The sequence below is a fragment of the Curtobacterium sp. MCPF17_003 genome (assembly GCF_003224385.1).
GTDB classification, from domain to species: Bacteria; Actinomycetota; Actinomycetes; order Actinomycetales; family Microbacteriaceae; genus Curtobacterium; species Curtobacterium flaccumfaciens.
The window spans coordinates 49,130-65,891 of sequence record NZ_QKLC01000013.1; the positions used below are offsets into that span (position 1 = coordinate 49,130).

Below are 16,762 nucleotides of genomic sequence, written 5' to 3' on the forward strand. Positions count from 1 at the left end.
AGGCAGGGGCCCCGAGGGCGAAGGCGGCCGCATGGCCTGGATCAGGGACACCGTGACGGCGCGAGAGCGCCACCGGGCCACGGTGCTCGGTGTCGCCGCACTGCTCGTTCCGGCAGCCCTGGTGATGCCGGCGGCCCTGCTCGTGTCCGAGTCGGCCGCGGCGGCCGACGTCCCGCCCGTCAACCCCGTCACCGTGCCGGTGGACGGGCACCCGGCGAACCAGGGGTTCCTGGTCTTCGTCGAGGGCGACGTCGAACTCGCAGCGGACGAGGCCGAGGGCACGCTCGCCGCCGGCGGTGACCTGGCCTTCGAGACCAGCTACAACATCGGTGCGGGCAACCCGCCCGCGAACGCCCTGACCCTGCCGGGGGAGAGCCGTCCCACGTTCCTGTACGTCGACGGTGGCATCCGGTTCCCGTCGGAGCAGTCGGCCGTCCTCCGCGTGCTGAACGGCGGGTACGCCCACGTCGGCGACACGGCGACCTACGACGCCTTCGACACCGACCAGAACGGCGCGACGATCGACTACCGGCTCGCTCCGGAGGGCACCACCGCCGAGACGTTCCCCCGCATCGAGGGGACCACCCGGCAGCCCGCGAGCTCCGTCCCGACGATGGCCGACCCGTCGGTGCTGGACTTCGCGTCGTCCTTCGCCCGCTACCGCTCCCTGTCCGCCGACCTCGGGACGTGCCCGGTGACGACCGTGCTCCACGACGCCGCAGGCGCGCCCCTGGCGACGCCGATCGCGCCGGGGACGGCCGCGTACGCCGACGTCCAGCCCGGCGTCACGAACGTGCTGACGGTGGCGGCCGAGGACCTCGACGCCCTCGACCTGCTGACCTTCGACGGTCTGCCCGGCCCCGGATCGCCGCTCGTCGTGAACGTCACCGGGACGACCTTCGACGGTTCCGTCCCGAACCTCGCGAACCTGACGAACGCGCACGCGCCGTTCGTGCTCTGGAACTTCCCGGACGCGATCACCGTGCACGTCACCGGTGCCGACGTCCTCGAGGGCACGATCTACGCTCCCCGGGCCGACCTGCGGTGGGACGTGACGCAGAACGTCGAGGGCAACGTCGTCGCGGCGTCGTTCACGCACGGGGTCCCGACCGCCGCCGGTCCGGTGCCTCGCGAGATCCACGGGTTCCCGTTCTCGACGACGGTGTCCTGCCTGTCGACCGACGCCGTCGAGGGAGACCTCACCCTGGTCAAGCAGGTCGTCGGCGGCGACGCGGACCCGGGCGACTGGACCCTGACCGCGACCGGACCGACCACGGTCTCCGGCACGTCGGGCAGCGATGCGGTGACGGGTCGACCGGTGCCGCCGGGGGACTACACGCTGACGGAGTCGGGCGGCCCCGACGGCTACGAGGCGGGGGACTGGACCTGCACCGGCGCGCCGGTGACCGACGGGGTCGTCACGGTCGCGGACGGCGATGACGTGGTCTGCGCCATCGTGAACACGGCGGTGCCGGACGACGGGGGCGGAGGCGACGGCGGTGGTCCTGGCACCGGCGACCCCGGTGACGGCGAGCCCGGTGGCGGTGGCGGTGGCGGCTCCGGCGGCCCGACCCCCGGACCGGGAGGGATCGGCACGGGCGACCAGGGCGACGACGGAGGACCCGGCACGGACGGTGGCGTCGACACGGCGCCGAACGCCGGTGTCGAGCCCGGTGGCGGGACGGGCGCCCTGGCCGCCACGGGAGCCGATCCGCTGCGCGTCGCGGTGCTCGCCGTCGCGATGCTCACCGTCGGCGGGACGCTCGCGGTCGTGCGTCGGCGTGGACGGCGGGTCGGTGCGCCGGACCCTGGTCGATGAGCGCGGCGACGGATCGGGACCGGGTCGGTCCTGTCCGGTTCCGGCGGATCCTGTGCACGTCTGAGTCGTGGTCGTCGTACAGTCTCCGGAAGCTACCCCGCCGGACCCTACCGGCGGGTGCCCGACCCCCCGTTACCGGGCTGGCCTCGTCATGACCACCGCGTCGAACCCGACGGCGTCGTAGCGCGAGGACGTCTGCTCCTGACCCGAACTCGTGGCAGACGTCCTCGCACCTTCGACCGCGTCGTCCGCTCCGGTCAGCGGTGCCCGACACCGGGAGCCGCAGGCACCGACGGCGGCGACGACCACCACGTGGACGTGGAAGTGGCCGACCAGCCCGAGGGCTGATCGGCCACGTTACGTCGTCCGACGACTAGCGGTCGGACGCCTCGACGACGCAGCTCTCGACCTGCTCGGCGGCCTTCGAGTCGTCGGCGAACGGCGTCGGCGCGTCCGAGGTGGTGGTCGTCTCGTCGGCGACGGCCTGCTTGGCGATGTCGTTCACGGCGTACAGCGGGCCGTCGAAGTCGTCGGCCGTGGGGTCGGCGGTGGTCGCCCAGATGGTGACCTCGTCGTCGTTCGAGTCGTTGCTGTCCGCGGGGACGATCGCCGCACCGAGGTACCAGCCGCCGTCACCCTTCTGGATGTTCGCGAACTCGGTGGTGTCGTGCGACCCGACCGCCTTGTCGATCATGTCGACGGCGGCACTGGCGGCCACGTCGCACTGGGCCGACTGGGACTTCTCCTCGGAGCCGGGGACCTTGCCGACGGGGTTGATGTTCTGCGCTCCGCCGGGGTCGCAGGCGGTGAGCAGCAGGGCTACGGTGGCGGCGCCGAACAGCGCCGTGACGGTCTTCGCTCGCGTGGACATGGCCCTGAACGTAGGCCGCCCGCGGTGGGCGGCGATTCAGCCAGGAGCGTCCCCCGACGACGGAGGGGAGGCCCGGCGCACGTCGTGCCCCGGGCCTCCCGCCCGTCACCTGGTCCCGTTGCCGGACCGGCGTCCCGTCACAGGATCGGGGTGCCGCCGGTGACGGCGACCCGCGCGCCGGAGACGTAGCTGCCGTCGTCACTGGCGAGCAGCACGTAGACGGGTGCGAGCTCGGCCGGTTGGCCGGGACGGCCGAGCGGCGACTGCTTGCCGAACTGCTCGACCTCCTCCGGCGGCATGGTCGACGGGATCAGCGGCGTCCAGATCGGCCCGGGGGCGACGCTGTTCACGCGGATCCCGCGGTCCCCGAGCAGCTGCGCGAGCGCTGCCGACAGGTTCGCGACGCCGGCCTTCGTGACGTCGTAGGGGGCGAGGTTCGGCTTCGGGTTGTCGGAGTTCACCGAGCTGGACCCGATGATCGACGACCCCGGGCCCAGGTGCGGCAGTGCAGCCTTGACGAGGTGGAAGTAGGCGCTGAGGTTCGTCGCGAGGGTGTGGTCCCACTCCTCGTCGCTGATCTCCTCGATCGTCTCGTGGGTCATCTGGTAGGCGGCGTTGTTCACGAGGACGTCGAGCCCGCCGAGCTCCGAGACCGCCTGGTCGATGACCGATCGGCAGTACGCGGGATCGCTCACGTCGCCCGGGAACAGCACGGCCTTCCGACCGGCTTCCTCGATCCAGCGCTTCGTGTCCTGCGCGTCGTCCTCTTCTTGCGGCAGGTAGCTGATCAGGACGTCCGCACCCTCGCGGGCGAACGCGATCGCGACGGCCTTCCCGATCCCGCTGTCCCCGCCGGTGATGACGGCACGCTTGCCGGTGAGCTTGCCGGAGCCGCGGTACGACTCCTCGCCGTGGTCGGCCTTCGGCGTGAGTTCCTGCTCGCTCCCCGGGGGCTGCTGCTGCTCGGTCATGTCTCTCCCTGTGGTCGGTTTCCCTGGACGTCCCCGATCGTCTGCGACCCCCACTGGGCACCGGCTCAGGCTCCGGGCGTACCCCATCCGGAAAGCGAAGATGTGTGCCGCGCGCGACGGCGGCCTACCGTGGCACCGGATCAGGGAACCGTCACCGCGACGGATGCTCCTCTTCACCAGGGAGCAAGTGTGAAGTACGTGAACTACGCGGGCACCGTCCGTGTCCTGACGAGCGACACGATCGCGGAAGCGGTGATCCGGTACGCGGCCGCACTGCACCAGAGCCGGCTGAGCGACGTCGTGTCGATCCCGACCGCGGACGACTTCGGGGTGGCGAGCACCGTCGAGGTGCTGCTGGCCCCGGCGATCCCGGTCGCCGTGGAGCCCGCGCCGGACGACGTCCTCGAACCCGAGGGCGAGGCCTTCCTGCTCGAACTCGGTCGGCGTACCGAGGCCGTGCTCGCCGTCGACACCAACGCGTCGCCGCCGGACTTCGGGCGCTGAGCCGGCGCTGCGCAGGCGCTCCGCAGGGTTGCTCCCTACGCCACCGGCCCCTCGGTCAGGTCCGATCGGGTGTCCGCGTGGATCACCTCGTCGTGGTCGAATGTCAGCGCGGCGGCGCGCAGCCGCGCCACGAACACGGTGTCCTCACCCTCGAGTTCGTCCTCCTCGGCGTCCTCGACGACGAGCTGGCTCGACGGACCGATCAGCACCTTGGTGGTCGTCATGGTGCCGTCGGCGGCCACGGCAGGGATCGCCACGGTGTCCGCCCGGCTCCCCCCGGCCAGGGCAGCGGCGTACTCGATCACGGCGTCGGCCACGTCGTCGCTCGTCAGGATCGTCGAGCGGTCGTACTGGATGTACTTCATGTTCGACCTCCTGCAGCACAGCCAACAGCGCGCCGGCTGGTCGCCGTACAGGAACGCGGCGCGTCGCGCGTTGCGCAGACGCCGCGTTGTCGGGAGGATCATCACGTGCCCGAGACGATGCACCGCATGCAGCGGGAGATCCAGACCGCCGAGCCGTCGGTCGCGGCCGAGGCGATGGCTCGGACGCACATCACCCACGGACTGTCGGTCGAACCGACGGACGCCGAGTTCGTGTTCGAGGAGCGCGTGCGCGGGACCGCACTGCTGTCGCTCGAGTCGACCCGCTGCACCGGGGTCCTGAGCGGCGCGATCGAGCCGGGCAGCGCGGTGATGATCTTCTGGATGAAGTCCGGGGTCGCCCAGCTCGACGAGAACCCCGTGAAGATCGGCCGCCCGACGCTCTTCCGCCAGGGCCCCCAGCGCTTCCGCTGGATCGCCTGCAACAAGGACGTCCTGCGCATCGACCGCTCGATCGTCGAGCAGGTCGCGGCCGAGCGCGGCGACTGGGCCCCCGGTCCCATCGAGTTCCGTCCGCGGCACGTCCCCGAGGGCGCGCCGCTCGCTGCCTGGTGGCTCATGGTGCGGTCCGTCGCACAAGAGGTGCTGGCCGGACCGGACGCCGTCCCGATCGAACGCGAGCGGGAACTCGCGCGCTTCGCCGCCGGTGGTCTGCTCACCGCGATCCCGCACTGGCCCGTCGGGCAGTACGAGCCGGCGATGGCCGCCACCGCCCGCTTCGCCCGTGCCGAGACCTTCCTGCTCGAGCACGCCACCGAGCCGATCACCGTCGACGACGTCGCCGAGGCCGCCGGCCTGAGCGTGCGCGGCGTGCAGGCGGCGTTCCAGCGGCACCACGGCATCACCCCGACCATGTACCTGCGCCGCATCCGGCTGCTGCTCGCCCGCGAACAGCTCGAGTCGGGCGACGGGCGGAGCATCGCCGAGATCGCCCGGGCCACCGGGTTCGCCCACCTCGGCCGGTTCGCGGGGAGCTACCGCGAGGAGTTCGGCGAGCTGCCCCGGCACACGGCGTCCACCGCGCGCGACGGCGCCCGCCCGTAGACGAGCAGCCGCGCGGCCCCGCAAGAATCCCGCAACCGCCCGCCGTCCGGCCGATCGCCGACGATCGTCGCCCTACGTTTGCGCTGCACGGACACGCAGCCACGACGACTGGAGACCCCATGGCCGGCTCAGCAGCACCGCCCGTCCCGACCCCGGCGCCCGTCCCGTCGGAGCCCGTCCCGACCGCGTCCCATGCCTCGACGTTCGGCCGCCGGCTCATCGAGGACGCCTCCTACGCCCGTGAGCACCTCGTCTTCACGCACTGCTCGGATCGGCGCTGCTGCCCCGGATCGTCCGTCGGCTGCTGCTCCGTGCCGCCGGTGCACGCGCCGAGTCCGGTGTGGGCACCGGGTTCTCGCTGACGGGCGACCCGAAGCACCTCACGATCGGCCGGGGCGTCTTCTGCAACCGGAACGTGACCGTCGAGGCCGTCGCCCCCGTGACGATCGGTGCGAACACCGCGATCGGGATGCAGGTGCTCATCATGACGAGCCACCACGAGATCGACGCCGAGGGCCGGTGGAGCGACGTCGCGACCGGCCGTCCGGTGGTCGTCGAGGAGCACGTCTGGATCGGCGGCCGCGCCACGATCCTTCCCGGCGCCCACATCGAGCACGACGTCGTGGTCGCCGCCGGCGCCGTGGTCGTCGGCCGCCTGGCGGCGCACGGCGTCTACGCCGGCGTCCCTGCCAAGCGGATCCGCGAGCTCGCCCCGTCCGCGCGACCGCCGGTGGTGGACCCCGCCGCGTGACGGACTGGAGGCGCGTGGCGGCGCCGCCACGCGCCTCCCGTCCGGCGTTGGTGCTGCTTCGAACACGCCGGCGTGTTGCTGCGACGCCGTGCCGTCGTCGAGACGCCGCCGAATGTGGAGGCGTCTCGACGACCTGGCGGCGCCGAAGGAAGACGACGGCGTCTCCTTCCGCGGGGACGCGCGCTCTGCCACGATGATCACGACGCGGGCGACGGCGCTCGCGCAGGACGAGGGAGACCGTCATGACCGTTCGCCTCAACCCCTACCTCGGGTTCCGGAGCGGCGCCCGCGAAGCGCTCGAGTTCTACCACTCGGTCTTCGGCGGCACGCTCACGATCGGCACGTTCGGTGAAGCCGGCATGAGCCAGGACCCCGCCGACGCCGACAAGGTGATGCACGGCCAGCTCGACGGCGACCAGGGCCTGCTCCTGATGGCCTCGGACGCGCCGTCCGGCATGCCCACGCCGGCCGAGAGCAGCATCTCGCTGTCCCTCAGCGGTGACGACCACGAACTGCTGACACGCTGGTGGAACGGCCTCGCCCAGGGCGCCACGATCGTCGAACCGCTCACCGCGGCGCCCTGGGGTGACACGTTCGGGATGCTGACCGACCGCCACGGGGTGTCGTGGCTCGTCAACATCAGCGGCGCGACGAGCTGAGCGGCACCGAACCCACGCGCGCCGGCACCGGCCACCGCGGCACCCAGCACCGGACCTGCTCGGCGTAGCGGCGGAAGTCGTCGCCGAACCGTTCCTGAAGGTCGGATTCCTCGAGCGGGCGGACGATGCAGTTCCAGACCACGGAACCGGCGACCGCGTAGACGACGACCAGCCACGACGACAGCAGCAGGCCGACGGCGACCCCCTGGGTGATGCCGGCCAGGGCCATCGGGTTCCGCACCGACCGGTACGGCCCGGCGACCACCAGGCGGTTCGCGGTGGCCGAGGGCAGCGGCGTGCCCTCGCCCTTCGTCGACATCGCCGCTGCCGACGCGATGCCGAGCGCACTCGCCAGCAGGAGCACGACCACACCGACGACGGTGAGGGCGGTGACGGAGGGTGTCGGCAGGCGCAGGTGCAGGCCCCAGCGGTGCTCGGCGAACGCGATCACCAGGGGGAACACCCCGAGGAACAGGCCCCAGAAGACGACGATCTGCAGCACGGTCGCGGTGACGTGCCGGGAACGCGGGGCCGCGGCGTCAGCGGTGCGGATCCGCAGCGGACCGCTCGTCACCCACTCCGTCGGGACCCGTCCGAGCAGGACGAGGGCGAGGGCGAGGGTCGATCCGATCGTGGCGGCCAGCATGACCAGCACGCCCAAGCCGGCATCGCCGATCGCGGTGGCCCAGACGCTCAGGGCAACGAGCACCAGCGCGGTCCACACCGTCGTGGCCACCGCGGCGGTCCGGACTCCCGCGGCGGCGAGGGCCGAGGCGACGACGAACAGCGGGACGTCGAACACGGCGACCAGCACCGGGTCGAGCGAGCCGAGCGTCGCCGTGCGGATCCACGGCAGCGTCGCGACGGCGATCCACCAGGCCGCTCCGCCGACGGCTTGCAGCGCGTAGTACCGCCGGCCCCAGGACATGGGTGCACGGTAGCAGTGCGCGGCGAGGGTCCGGGCGGTGGGTGCCCTCGCTCCGCTGGTGGGTCAGTCGGTGTGGTTGATCTGGCCGAGCCAGCGGCCGAAGGACGGGGTGCGCTCGTCGTGCAGGCTGGGCAGGACGGGCTTCGGCAGGCAGGCGCGCTCGTCGGTGACGGTTCCGGCGCCGGTGCTCTTGTGGAGGTCGAGGCTCATGGTGGGCTCCTTCGTGGTCGGTGCAGAGTTCGACACCGGGCGGGGACGTTCCATTCCCACCCGGTGTCGTCGCGGTCCGGTGCAGCGCGTTCCGGTCAGGAGGTGCCGAGCTCGACCTTGATCCAGCCGGGTTCGCGCCGGTCGAACGCCTCGTAGGCACCGATCGCGTCGGTGATCGGCTCGTGCTCGGTGATCAGGGCCGTCGGGTCGAACTGTCCGGCGGCCACCATGTCGATCAGCGGCGGGGTGACGGAGTGGTGGTCGCAGTTCCCCATCCGCACGGTCAGGTTCTTGAGCATCGCCTCGCCGATCGGGTAGTGCTCGGCCGTGGGTCCGTACACCCCGATGATCCCGATGCGGCCGTACTTCGCCACGCTCGACACCGCCCAGCGAGCCACCTGCGAGGGGCCGTCACCGGGCTTCCACTGCTGCTGCTCACCGAAGCCGTCGGGTGCGGCATCGGGCGCGACCGCGGCGACCTCGGCGTCGAACGCCTCCGCCTGGTCCTGGTCGACCGCCGCCGGGCCGCGCTTCGGGCGCTCGGCGTCCACGCCGACTGCGTCGATCACGCAGTCCGCGCCGATGCCGTCGGTCAGCGACATGATCGTCTCGACCGGGTCTTCGGCGTTGTAGTCGACGACCTCGCAGTGCTGGGCGAGCGCGGCGGCGAGCCGGGTCTCCTCGCCGTCGACGACGATGACGCGGGCCGCGCCCTGCTTGTACGCCGAGGCTGCCGCGAACTGTCCGACGATCCCGGCGCCGAACACCACCACGACGTCACCGCGCGTGACGCCCGCGAGCTCCGCGCCGAACCACCCCGTGGGGAAGATGTCGGACAGCAGGATCGCCTGCTCGTCGGAGACGGTGTCCGGGAGCGGGTGCATGGTGTTGCGGGCCCACGGGACGCGGACGTACTCCGCCTGCATGCCGTCGACCGGTCCGGTCGAGGCGGGGCCGCCGAAGAACGCGGTGCCCGCCTGCGGTCCGTTGCTGTTCGAGCGGTCGCACTGGGCGGTCCTGCCCATCCGGCAGTACCGGCAGGCACCGCAGGACACGGTGGAGTTGATCACGACGCGGTCGCCGGGGCTGAAGCCGCGCACCGCGTCCCCGACCTCGGTGACGACGCCGACGGCCTCGTGGCCGAGGATCGTGCCCTCGACCATCGGTGCCATGGTGCCGCGGACGAAGTGCAGATCGGTGCCGCAGATGGCACTGCGGGTGATCCGGACGATCGCGTCCTCCGGGTCCTGGATCGTCGGTTTCGGGACCTCGTCGAGCCGGATGTCGCCGATGCCGTGCCACACGACTGCGCGCATGTGATGCCTCTTCCTGTTCGGGTGCGGGGTTCGCAGGGTCAGGAAACGCGTGAGGGGCTGGGCACGGTCGGAGCCGCGTCCGTCCTGCGCAGTCGTCCAGCACCGCCGGGTTGGCTCGACCGCATGAGCGAGCACGACGACGAGCAGACCCGGGCCGACTTCGACGACGTGGTGAACATGACCGCCACCGAGCTGCGGAAGTGGCTCGACACCGACGAGTCGAAGGCCGTCGGGCAGAAGCCCTCCGGCGGGGGCGAATCGACCGGGCACGAGAGCGGTCGGCACATCATCCGGATACTCGAGAAGCACCGGGCCGACCGCACCGACGACGACCTGGCGCACATGCGGAAGGTCGTCGGCTACGTCGCCCGGCACTCGGAGCAGCGGCCCGAGGGCGACGTGCACGACACCCCCTGGCGGTACTCGCTCATGAACTGGGGCCACGACCCGGAGAAGCACTGACGGCATCGGGCAGAATGGGTGGCGTGAACGAGACGGGCATGCCGCGCTTCCGACGGATCTGGTCGACCGTGCAGGTCGGTGTCCTCGCGATCGCCGTCGCGTTCTGCGTCGTGATGCTCGTGATCGGGCAGGGCAAGCTCGACCGGGTCTACGCGGTCGCCGCGGTGTTCTTCGGACTCGCCCTGGTCGGGCACAGCACCTACCTGTGGCTCGTCGCCCGCGCGAACCGCCGTCCCTGACGCGGACGAGCGCGGCCTGACGGGGACGAGCCCGGTCACGGCGTGGGCGACCCGGCTAGCCGTTCTGGTGGACCCGCAGCCAGTCGACCGTCATCGGCTGCGGGAACCGCGTCGAGGCGTCGGGCGATCCCGGCCAGTTCCCGCCGACCGCGACGTTGAGGATCACGAAGAACGGCTTGTCGAACACCCACGGGTCGGAGCCGATGTCGGCCCGGGTGACCGTCCGGTACGCGACACCGTCGACCGTCCAGGTGATGGAGCCGGGGCGCCAGTCGACCCCGTACACGTGGAAGTCGTCGGCGAACGCTGCTCCGGACGGAGCCGTGTACGCCGCCGAGATGCCCTGTGCTCCTGAGTACCCGGGCCCGTGCACCGTGCCGTGCACGATCCCCGGCTCGTACCCGACGTTCTCCATCACGTCGATCTCCCCGCACGCCGGCCACCCGACCCGCCCGATGTCCGCGCCGAGCATCCAGAACGCCGGCCAGATGCCCTGGCCGCGGGGGATGCGGATCCGCGCCTCGATGCGGCCGTACTGCGCGGTGTAGGTGCTCTCGGACTTCAGCCGGGCCGACGAGAACGAGCCGTCGGCCTCGCGGCGTGCGGTGATGACGAGGTTGCCGGCACCGTCGAGCGCCGCGTTCCGCCGCGAGTCCGTGTAGGTCTGCAACTCGGCGTTGCCCCAGCCGCCGGCACCCAGGTCGTACCGCCAGATCCCCGGGTTCGGCGCGCTGCCGGCCGGGCCGTCGAACTCGTCGGCGGCGAGCAGCACGGGGGCGGCAGCCGCCGCCGTGGTCGCCGCCTGCGCCGACCCGTCCGCGCCGATCGCGGTCGCGCCGAGGGCGGTCGTCGCGGCTCCGGCGAGTCCGAGCGTCATGAAGCGCCGTCGATCGATGTGCTGGTCCATGTCGTGCTCCCTGCAGCGCGATGGTGGTGTGGTCGTCGGATCATGCACCATCCGGACGAGTCAGACCAGGGCCGCACCGTGATTGATCCGCCCCGCGCACACCGCAGCCGGCGCCGACGGACCCGTCAGCCGAAGCGCATCGCCAGCGGCACGAGCAGTCCCGCGACCCAGACGAGCACCATCACGAGGGCCCCGACCGCGATGAGTCGTCGGCGACGCCGCAGCTTCGGGCTCCGCTCCTCGCCCCACATCTGCGCACGGACCAGTACCCGGTTCGCCTGCTCGACGACCTTCCGCACCTCGGGGTCGTCGACGTCGAGGGCACCGGAGCGGGCGTGCTCGGCGATGACCGCGGCTTCGTCGACGGTCAGGTCGTCCTTGCGCATGCTCCATCTTCGCACCGCGTGCAGGGGTACGACCCGGCTGTGCGGGAACGGACCACGGCCGGGTACCAAGGACACATGGGACATCGGTACCGCGGGAAGATCGTCGTCATCACCGGAGCATCGAGCGGCATCGGGAGGGCCGCCGCACACGAGTTCGCTCGCCAGGGCGCCACGCTCGTGCTCGCCGCACGCGGGCAGGACTCGCTCGAGGCCGCAGCCGCCGAGTGCCGGAAGCTCGGCGCCGAGGCGACCGCGATCCCGACGGACGTCGCCGACGAGCACCAGGTCAAGGACCTCATCGGCACGGTGACGACCCGCTTCGGTCGCATCGACGTCTTCGTCGGCAACGCGGCCCTGTTCGTCTACGGCCTGTTCGAGCAGACCCCCACCGAGGCGTTCAAGCGCGTCGTCGACACGAACCTGTACGGGCACCTCAACGCCATCACGCACCTGCTGCCGCACTGGAAGCAGCGCGGGAAGGGCACCTACGTGCTCGTCGGCTCGATCCAGTCCCTGCTCTCGGCGCCCTACCAGTCGGCGTACGTGACGAGCAAGCACGCGGCCCTCGGCCTGGTCGACGTGCTCGGCGACGAGTTCGCGGGCACCGGCATCCGGTTCACCGCGCTGCTGCCGTCCACGATCGACACCCCGATCTACCAGAACGGTGCCAACTACACCGGCAAGACCTCGCACCCGCTGCCGCCCACCGTCTCGGTCGAGCGGGCCGGCCGTGCCGTCGTGCAGGCCGCCACGCACCCCAAGCGCTACCGCTTCGTCGGACGGATCCAGGCCTCGCTCGTGCCGCTGCAGTACGTGTTCCCGGGCCTGTTCCACAAGATCACGAAGCCGATGGTGGAGACGTTCGCGCTCCGTGGCGAGGGCGCCCCGACCGACGGGAACCTCTACGCCCCCGCCGACGCCGCGAACGCGACGAACGGCGGCTGGGTCGCGAAGCGTCGGCGCGTCACGCGCCCCGTGCTGTGGGCCGGAGCGCTCGTCGCGGTCGCGGCCGTCGCCCTGGGCCGACGCCGCTGACGGACGGGAGGCACGGTGCCAGCCCGCACCGTGCCTCCCGTCCGTCCGTGCGTGCGTTCCCGAACCGGGCGTACCTGCACGAAACGGGCGTACCTGCACGAAACGGGCGTACCTCCCCGAAACGGGCGTACCTCCCGTGTTCTTCGTGGCAGGTACGCCCGATCTCGCCAGGTATCGCAGCCGTTCTGGGAAGGAACGGGCGGCTAGAACAGCTTCGCGCTCGCGCGCCGGGCACCCTCACCGAGGGACTCGAGCTTCGCCGCGGCGATCTGCGGGTGCACGCGGCCGCCGAGCCCGCAGTCGGTGCTGGCGATGACGCGCTCACGCCCGACCACCGAGGCGAACCGCTCGATGCGCTGCGCGACGAGGTCGGGGTGCTCGACGACGTTCGTCGCGTGGCCGACGACACCGGGGACGATGACCTTGCCCTCGGGCAGGGCGACGTCCTGCCAGACGGTCCACTCGTGCTCGTGGCGGGCGTTCGCGGCCTCGAACGAGTACGCGCCGGCGTCGATGTCCAGCATCAGGTCGACGATGTGGCGGAGTTCGATGTCGGTGGTGTGCGGGCCGTGCCAGGAACCCCAGCACAGGTGGAAGCGCACGCGGCTGGTGTCGAGGCCCCGCAGCGCGTGGTTGAGCGCCTCGACACGGATGCGGGTGAAGGCGCGGTAGTCCTCGATGCTCGGCTCGGGGTTGATCTGGTCCCAGTTCTCGGCGATCGAGGGGTCGTCGATCTGCAGCACGAGGCCAGCGTCGAGGATCGTCGTGTACTCCTCGCGCAGGGCATCGGCCCACGCCCAGATGTGTTCTTCCTCCGTCGCGTAGTACTCGTTCGCGATGCGGGCGGCGGAACCGGGGGAGAGCGCCGTGATGAAGCCGTTGTCCGCGCCGGCGGCCTCGACCGCGTGCTTGAGGTTCGCGGCGTCGGTGGCCGCGGCCTCGTGGCCGGTGTAGGTGATCGGACCGGTCGTGGTCGGGAACGCGGTGGCGTTCTTGCCGGTGCCGATGCCCGACTCGGGATCGGTGTAGGCGTCGTGGAAGATCGTCCAGTCGCGGCGGTCCGGGAAGCTCGTGAGCCGGATGTTCCCCGGGCTCGAGCGGACCGGCTGCTGCGAGAAGATGTTCTCGTCGGTCAGGCTCAGGCCGCTGACGCGCTGGAACGAGTACCCCCACCAGGCGCCGTAGTCGACGCTGTTCGACATCGCCTTGCCGAACTCGCCGTCGCCGGGCTGCGTGATGCCGAGCGCGGTCTGCCGGGCGACGACGTCGTCGACGGCCGCGCTCGTCAGTGCCCGGACCTCGTCGGTGGTCGCGAGCGTGAAGCCGTCGGCGCCCACGGGCCGCGCGGCGTTCGCGGCGATGAGCTCCGGGGTGCGGGGGAGCGATCCGGCGGTGGTGGCCTGGATGCGGTCGGTGTTCTCGAAGGGCATGCGCTGCCTTCCTCTCGATGGGTGCGGACTGTCGGGAGTCGGGGGCCGCGCGCGAGGCTTCGCGGTGCGCTGCAGTGCCACTCTCCCACGAGGGGTCGGACCCGTTACGTTCCGCGTCGCGCCCCCGGTCCGCGCGTCGTACGGTCGACCCATGAGCACGACGACCCCGGCGAACGCGACCACCCCGACCACCACGACCCCGACCACCCCGGCCGTACCGAACTTCGCCGGAGCGTGGACCGCCTGGCACGACGACCACGAGCAGGCCCGGGCGAGCGAGCACGGGTTCCTCGCGATCACGAGCATCCGCTGGCTCACCGCCACGCCGGAACGGTTCGACGACGCTCCGGGCAGCTGGTCGACGGACGAGCACGGCCCGGTGGTCGCACTGGCCGACGACGAGACGATCGAGGTCGACGGGCAGCCGGTCACCGGGACGCACCGGTTCGGCCCGCTGCCGGAGCGCTCGAGCACGAACGTGGTGTGGCGCGACGGCGACGAGACCGTGGTGATCGAGGTCGCCCGGCGCGGAGGCAGTGACCTGCTGCGCCCGCGGCACCCGTCGAACCCGACCCGCGTCGGCTACCGCGGCACCCCGGCGTACGCCCCCGCTGAACGGTTCGTCGTGGACGCGCACTTCGAGCCGTTCGACACCCCGCGCGAGGTCACCGTGGGCAGCGTCGTCGACGGTCTGCTGCACGTGTACGAGGCCCCCGGCGTCCTGACGTTCGACCTCGACGGGCCGCGGTCGCTCCTGGCGTTCAACGGGCACGCCCGTGGCCTGCACGTGCTCTTCACCGACCGCACGAGCGGGGTCACGACGTACGCCGCGAACCGGAGTCTCGACATCGCCGCACCGGATGCCGACGGTGCCACCCGCATCGACTTCAACCGGTCCACGAACCTGCCGTGCGCCTACACCCCGCACGCGACCTGCCCGCTGCCGCCCGCCGAGAACCGGCTCGACGTAGCGATCGAGGCGGGCGAGCAACTGCCCGCAGCCTGACCGCGGAGCACGCACGGCCCCCGGGCGCGCACTGGGGCAGCCGACACGTCCGGAAGAATGGGGGAGCCATGCCACGACCCACCTCCCGCATCCCGCTCAACACCCTCGCCGTCCCGTTCGGCCTCGCCGGCTTCGCCGAGACGTGGTCGTACGCCGCCCCCGTGCTGCACCTGCCCGCCGTGGTGCCGCAGGTGTTCTGGGCGATCGCCGCCGTCGCGTCGGTGTGGCTGCTCGGGGCGCACGCCGTCCGGGGCGCACGCGTCGGGGAACGGCTCGTCGACCAGCTCCGCCACCCGGCGCAGGGGCCGATCGCCGCGCTCGTGCCCGCGACCGCGATGCTGCTCGGCGTCGACCTGGCGCGGTTCGCCCCCGTCGCCGGGCAGGTCGTCGTGCTCGCCGCCGTGGCCACCGCGGCCGGGTTCGCCGCCTGGCTGCTGAGCACCTGGTTCGAGGGCCGGCTCGCCCTGGAGTCCGTGCACGGCGGCTACCTGCTGCCGACCGTCGCCGCGGCCCTGGTCGCCTCGGTCGCCACGCACGAGGTCGGCGTCGGTTGGCTCTCCTGGCCGGCCCTCGGCGTCGGTGTGTTCTTCTGGGGCGTCATGACCGGCCTGCTGCTCATCCGGCTGGCGTTCCGACCGGCGCTGCCGGGGCCGCTCGTGCCGACGATGGCGATCCTGGTCGCGCCGCCGGCGGTCGCCACCCTGTCGGTGTTCGCCCTCACCGACGGAGCGGTCACCCTGCCCGTGCAGGCCATCGCGGGGCTCGGCGTCCTGATGGTCCTCGTGCAGCTGGCCCTGCTGCCGCGGTACGTCCGCCTGGCGTTCTCGCTCGGGTTCTGGTCGTTCGTGTTCCCGGCCGCCGCGGTCGCCACCGCTTCGGTGGAGTGGTTCCGGGCACTCGCGCTGCCGTCCGCCTGGATCCCCACCGCCGTGTTGTTGGCGCTGCTGAGCGTGCTCGTCGCGGTCGTCGGTGCCCGTTCGATCGGCCTCGCCGTGCACCACCTGCTCGGACAGGCCGAGCGGACCCTGCACGACGCCGACGACGAGGACGCCGCCCCCGGCCCCGTGACGGGCGCGACGCGCGTGGTCTGACGAGCGGGGCGCTCGGGCCGCGCAGGCGACGGACGGGAGGCCCGTGGCGGCCCCGCCCCGCGCCTCCCGTCAGGTCGCGGGGACGCGTCTCCAGCCGCTGGTCGCCCGCCAGGCGGGCGCGTCGAAGCGGAAGACGCTGCCCATGCCGGGCTGGTCGAGGGCGCGCGTGATCGGGACGCCGCGCAGGTGGGCCAGGAGCAGCGCGCCGACCGCACCGTGCGAAACGATCATGACGTCGCCGGTGGCGCAGTGCCGGCGCACGGCCGCGACGATGCGCTCCTGGGCGTCGATCGCCCGCTCCCAGCCGCGGACCGACTGCTCGGGTGCGGCGAAGAACGCGTCGACGACGGCCTCGAACTCGGACGGCGGCAGGTACCCGGTCGCGCTCCGGTCGATCTCGCCCAGCAGGGGGTCGTGCTCGACCGACAGCCCGACGGCGCTGGCGAGCAGGCCGGCGGTCTCGACGGCCTTGCGCTCGGTGCTCGAGACGATCCGCCGGGAGCCCGGAGTCCACGCGAGCCGGTGTGCGGCGGCAGCCCGGACGCGTCCCTCGGGCGACAGCCCCCACGATTCGATCGTGACCGCGGGGTCGACCACCACTTCAGCGTGGGTCAGGAACGACGAGACCATCCGGCGATCCTCGCACGGCGCGAGGTGCGCACCGAGCGACGCCGCCGTGCGGTCCGCCCCCGCCGCGCGTCACACGGCGACACCGTCGGTCACGTTCCGCAACACCGCTTCGCCGCCCGG

Annotated in this window: 20 protein-coding genes; 10 read left to right on the top strand and 10 right to left on the bottom strand. The window is 72.3% G+C overall.

Translation table 11 applies throughout. From position 1 onward, the window contains the following. Positions 1 to 31 precede the first annotated feature (31 nt). The gene (locus DEJ30_RS13325) at positions 32 to 1,819 is read left to right on the top strand and encodes a collagen-binding domain-containing protein (protein ID WP_181420138.1); all 1,788 of its coding nucleotides are present in this window, start codon (positions 32 to 34) and stop codon (positions 1,817 to 1,819) included. A 373-nt stretch (positions 1,820 to 2,192) separates the two neighbouring features. On the opposite strand, the gene DEJ30_RS13330 is transcribed toward DEJ30_RS13325, so the two are convergent. Continuing rightward, complete coding sequence (locus tag DEJ30_RS13330) at positions 2,193 to 2,690, bottom strand: hypothetical protein (protein WP_110862165.1); 498 nt, start codon at positions 2,688 to 2,690, stop codon at positions 2,193 to 2,195. A gap of 137 nt (positions 2,691 to 2,827) precedes the next feature. Beyond that, the gene (locus tag DEJ30_RS13335) at positions 2,828 to 3,661 is read right to left on the bottom strand and encodes an SDR family oxidoreductase (RefSeq protein ID WP_110862167.1); all 834 of its coding nucleotides are present in this window, start codon (positions 3,659 to 3,661) and stop codon (positions 2,828 to 2,830) included. A 189-nt stretch (positions 3,662 to 3,850) separates the two neighbouring features. Here DEJ30_RS13335 and DEJ30_RS13340 point away from each other — a divergent pair, with 189 nt between their 5' ends. Then, a complete protein-coding gene (locus DEJ30_RS13340) occupies positions 3,851 to 4,165 on the top strand; it encodes a hypothetical protein (protein WP_110862170.1) in 315 nt (104 codons plus the stop codon). Positions 4,166 to 4,200: 35 nt separating this feature from the next. Here DEJ30_RS13340 and DEJ30_RS13345 read toward each other — a convergent pair whose 3' ends face one another. Continuing rightward, the gene (locus DEJ30_RS13345; RefSeq protein ID WP_110862172.1) at positions 4,201 to 4,530 is read right to left on the bottom strand and encodes a hypothetical protein; all 330 of its coding nucleotides are present in this window, start codon (positions 4,528 to 4,530) and stop codon (positions 4,201 to 4,203) included. Between the two features lie 105 nt (positions 4,531 to 4,635). Between DEJ30_RS13345 and DEJ30_RS13350 the strand changes: the two genes are divergently transcribed. The 3 genes from DEJ30_RS13350 (at position 4,636) to DEJ30_RS13365 (ending at position 7,002) form a co-directional block, all read left to right on the top strand. Then, positions 4,636 to 5,592 (top strand): AraC family transcriptional regulator, encoded by a 957-nt coding sequence (locus DEJ30_RS13350; RefSeq protein WP_110862174.1) that lies wholly within the window; start codon positions 4,636 to 4,638, stop codon positions 5,590 to 5,592. A gap of 340 nt (positions 5,593 to 5,932) precedes the next feature. After that, a complete protein-coding gene (locus DEJ30_RS13360; protein ID WP_110862178.1) occupies positions 5,933 to 6,343 on the top strand; it encodes a DapH/DapD/GlmU-related protein in 411 nt (136 codons plus the stop codon). A 242-nt stretch (positions 6,344 to 6,585) separates the two neighbouring features. After that, positions 6,586 to 7,002: a VOC family protein gene (locus DEJ30_RS13365; protein WP_110862180.1), complete on the top strand. Its 417-nt coding sequence runs from the start codon at positions 6,586 to 6,588 to the stop codon at positions 7,000 to 7,002. On the opposite strand, the gene DEJ30_RS13370 is transcribed toward DEJ30_RS13365, so the two are convergent. The 3 genes from DEJ30_RS13370 to DEJ30_RS13380 form a co-directional block, all read right to left on the bottom strand. Beyond that, on the bottom strand, positions 6,983 to 7,930 hold the full coding sequence (locus DEJ30_RS13370) for an isoprenylcysteine carboxylmethyltransferase family protein (protein ID WP_110862182.1): 948 nt from the start codon (positions 7,928 to 7,930) through the stop codon (positions 6,983 to 6,985). The two genes, DEJ30_RS13365 and DEJ30_RS13370, sit on opposite strands and share 20 nt — an antisense overlap. 63 nt (positions 7,931 to 7,993) lie before the next feature. Next, positions 7,994 to 8,140, bottom strand: a complete 147-nt coding sequence (locus tag DEJ30_RS18265) for a hypothetical protein (RefSeq protein WP_181420139.1) — start codon at positions 8,138 to 8,140, stop codon at positions 7,994 to 7,996. A gap of 95 nt (positions 8,141 to 8,235) precedes the next feature. Further along, positions 8,236 to 9,456, bottom strand: a complete 1,221-nt coding sequence (locus DEJ30_RS13380; RefSeq protein WP_110862186.1) for an alcohol dehydrogenase catalytic domain-containing protein — start codon at positions 9,454 to 9,456, stop codon at positions 8,236 to 8,238. 123 nt (positions 9,457 to 9,579) lie between these two features. Between DEJ30_RS13380 and DEJ30_RS13385 the strand changes: the two genes are divergently transcribed. Continuing rightward, the gene (locus tag DEJ30_RS13385) at positions 9,580 to 9,918 is read left to right on the top strand and encodes a DUF3140 domain-containing protein (protein ID WP_110862188.1); all 339 of its coding nucleotides are present in this window, start codon (positions 9,580 to 9,582) and stop codon (positions 9,916 to 9,918) included. A 23-nt stretch (positions 9,919 to 9,941) separates the two neighbouring features. Next, positions 9,942 to 10,157 (top strand): hypothetical protein, encoded by a 216-nt coding sequence (locus DEJ30_RS13390; protein WP_138803199.1) that lies wholly within the window; start codon positions 9,942 to 9,944, stop codon positions 10,155 to 10,157. Positions 10,158 to 10,212: 55 nt separating this feature from the next. On the opposite strand, the gene DEJ30_RS13395 is transcribed toward DEJ30_RS13390, so the two are convergent. Next, positions 10,213 to 11,064 (bottom strand): family 16 glycosylhydrolase, encoded by an 852-nt coding sequence (locus tag DEJ30_RS13395; protein WP_181420140.1) that lies wholly within the window; start codon positions 11,062 to 11,064, stop codon positions 10,213 to 10,215. A gap of 125 nt (positions 11,065 to 11,189) precedes the next feature. Then, positions 11,190 to 11,450, bottom strand: a complete 261-nt coding sequence (locus tag DEJ30_RS13400; RefSeq protein WP_110862190.1) for a hypothetical protein — start codon at positions 11,448 to 11,450, stop codon at positions 11,190 to 11,192. A 75-nt stretch (positions 11,451 to 11,525) separates the two neighbouring features. On the opposite strand from DEJ30_RS13400, the gene DEJ30_RS13405 reads away from it, so the two are divergent. Next, complete coding sequence (locus DEJ30_RS13405; protein ID WP_110862192.1) at positions 11,526 to 12,485, top strand: SDR family oxidoreductase; 960 nt, start codon at positions 11,526 to 11,528, stop codon at positions 12,483 to 12,485. Between the two features lie 203 nt (positions 12,486 to 12,688). Here DEJ30_RS13405 and DEJ30_RS13410 read toward each other — a convergent pair whose 3' ends face one another. Continuing rightward, the gene (locus DEJ30_RS13410) at positions 12,689 to 13,915 is read right to left on the bottom strand and encodes a cobalamin-independent methionine synthase II family protein (protein ID WP_110862195.1); all 1,227 of its coding nucleotides are present in this window, start codon (positions 13,913 to 13,915) and stop codon (positions 12,689 to 12,691) included. 151 nt (positions 13,916 to 14,066) lie between these two features. Here DEJ30_RS13410 and DEJ30_RS13415 point away from each other — a divergent pair, with 151 nt between their 5' ends. Together DEJ30_RS13415 and DEJ30_RS13420 are read left to right on the top strand one after the other, a co-directional pair. Further along, positions 14,067 to 14,921 (top strand): DUF1684 domain-containing protein, encoded by an 855-nt coding sequence (locus tag DEJ30_RS13415; protein ID WP_258369945.1) that lies wholly within the window; start codon positions 14,067 to 14,069, stop codon positions 14,919 to 14,921. A gap of 68 nt (positions 14,922 to 14,989) precedes the next feature. Beyond that, positions 14,990 to 16,012 carry a transporter gene (locus DEJ30_RS13420; protein ID WP_110862197.1) on the top strand — a complete coding sequence of 341 codons (1,023 nt, stop codon included), beginning with the start codon at positions 14,990 to 14,992 and terminating at the stop codon, positions 16,010 to 16,012. 69 nt (positions 16,013 to 16,081) lie between these two features. On the opposite strand, the gene DEJ30_RS13425 is transcribed toward DEJ30_RS13420, so the two are convergent. Next, positions 16,082 to 16,642 (bottom strand): histidine phosphatase family protein, encoded by a 561-nt coding sequence (locus tag DEJ30_RS13425; protein ID WP_110862199.1) that lies wholly within the window; start codon positions 16,640 to 16,642, stop codon positions 16,082 to 16,084. Positions 16,643 to 16,762: the final 120 nt, after the last annotated feature.

Excerpts from the sequence above, each read along its gene's own strand:
- DEJ30_RS13415 (WP_258369945.1), top strand. The coding sequence starts at position 14,067 with ATGAGCACGACGACCCCGGCGAACGCGACCACCCCGACCACCACGACC.
- DEJ30_RS18265 (WP_181420139.1), bottom strand. The coding sequence starts at position 8,140 with ATGAGCCTCGACCTCCACAAGAGCACCGGCGCCGGAACCGTCACCGAC.
- DEJ30_RS13385 (WP_110862188.1), top strand. The coding sequence starts at position 9,580 with ATGAGCGAGCACGACGACGAGCAGACCCGGGCCGACTTCGACGACGTG.
- DEJ30_RS13420 (WP_110862197.1), top strand. The coding sequence starts at position 14,990 with ATGCCACGACCCACCTCCCGCATCCCGCTCAACACCCTCGCCGTCCCG.
- DEJ30_RS13365 (WP_110862180.1), top strand. The coding sequence starts at position 6,586 with ATGACCGTTCGCCTCAACCCCTACCTCGGGTTCCGGAGCGGCGCCCGC.
- DEJ30_RS13405 (WP_110862192.1), top strand. The coding sequence starts at position 11,526 with ATGGGACATCGGTACCGCGGGAAGATCGTCGTCATCACCGGAGCATCG.
- DEJ30_RS13345 (WP_110862172.1), bottom strand. The coding sequence starts at position 4,530 with ATGAAGTACATCCAGTACGACCGCTCGACGATCCTGACGAGCGACGAC.
- DEJ30_RS13325 (WP_181420138.1), top strand. The coding sequence starts at position 32 with ATGGCCTGGATCAGGGACACCGTGACGGCGCGAGAGCGCCACCGGGCC.
- DEJ30_RS13330 (WP_110862165.1), bottom strand. The coding sequence starts at position 2,690 with ATGTCCACGCGAGCGAAGACCGTCACGGCGCTGTTCGGCGCCGCCACC.
- DEJ30_RS13425 (WP_110862199.1), bottom strand. The coding sequence starts at position 16,642 with ATGGTCTCGTCGTTCCTGACCCACGCTGAAGTGGTGGTCGACCCCGCG.
- DEJ30_RS13410 (WP_110862195.1), bottom strand. The coding sequence starts at position 13,915 with ATGCCCTTCGAGAACACCGACCGCATCCAGGCCACCACCGCCGGATCG.
- DEJ30_RS13395 (WP_181420140.1), bottom strand. The coding sequence starts at position 11,064 with ATGGACCAGCACATCGATCGACGGCGCTTCATGACGCTCGGACTCGCC.
- DEJ30_RS13380 (WP_110862186.1), bottom strand. The coding sequence starts at position 9,456 with ATGCGCGCAGTCGTGTGGCACGGCATCGGCGACATCCGGCTCGACGAG.
- DEJ30_RS13335 (WP_110862167.1), bottom strand. The coding sequence starts at position 3,661 with ATGACCGAGCAGCAGCAGCCCCCGGGGAGCGAGCAGGAACTCACGCCG.
- DEJ30_RS13370 (WP_110862182.1), bottom strand. The coding sequence starts at position 7,930 with ATGTCCTGGGGCCGGCGGTACTACGCGCTGCAAGCCGTCGGCGGAGCG.
- DEJ30_RS13400 (WP_110862190.1), bottom strand. The coding sequence starts at position 11,450 with ATGCGCAAGGACGACCTGACCGTCGACGAAGCCGCGGTCATCGCCGAG.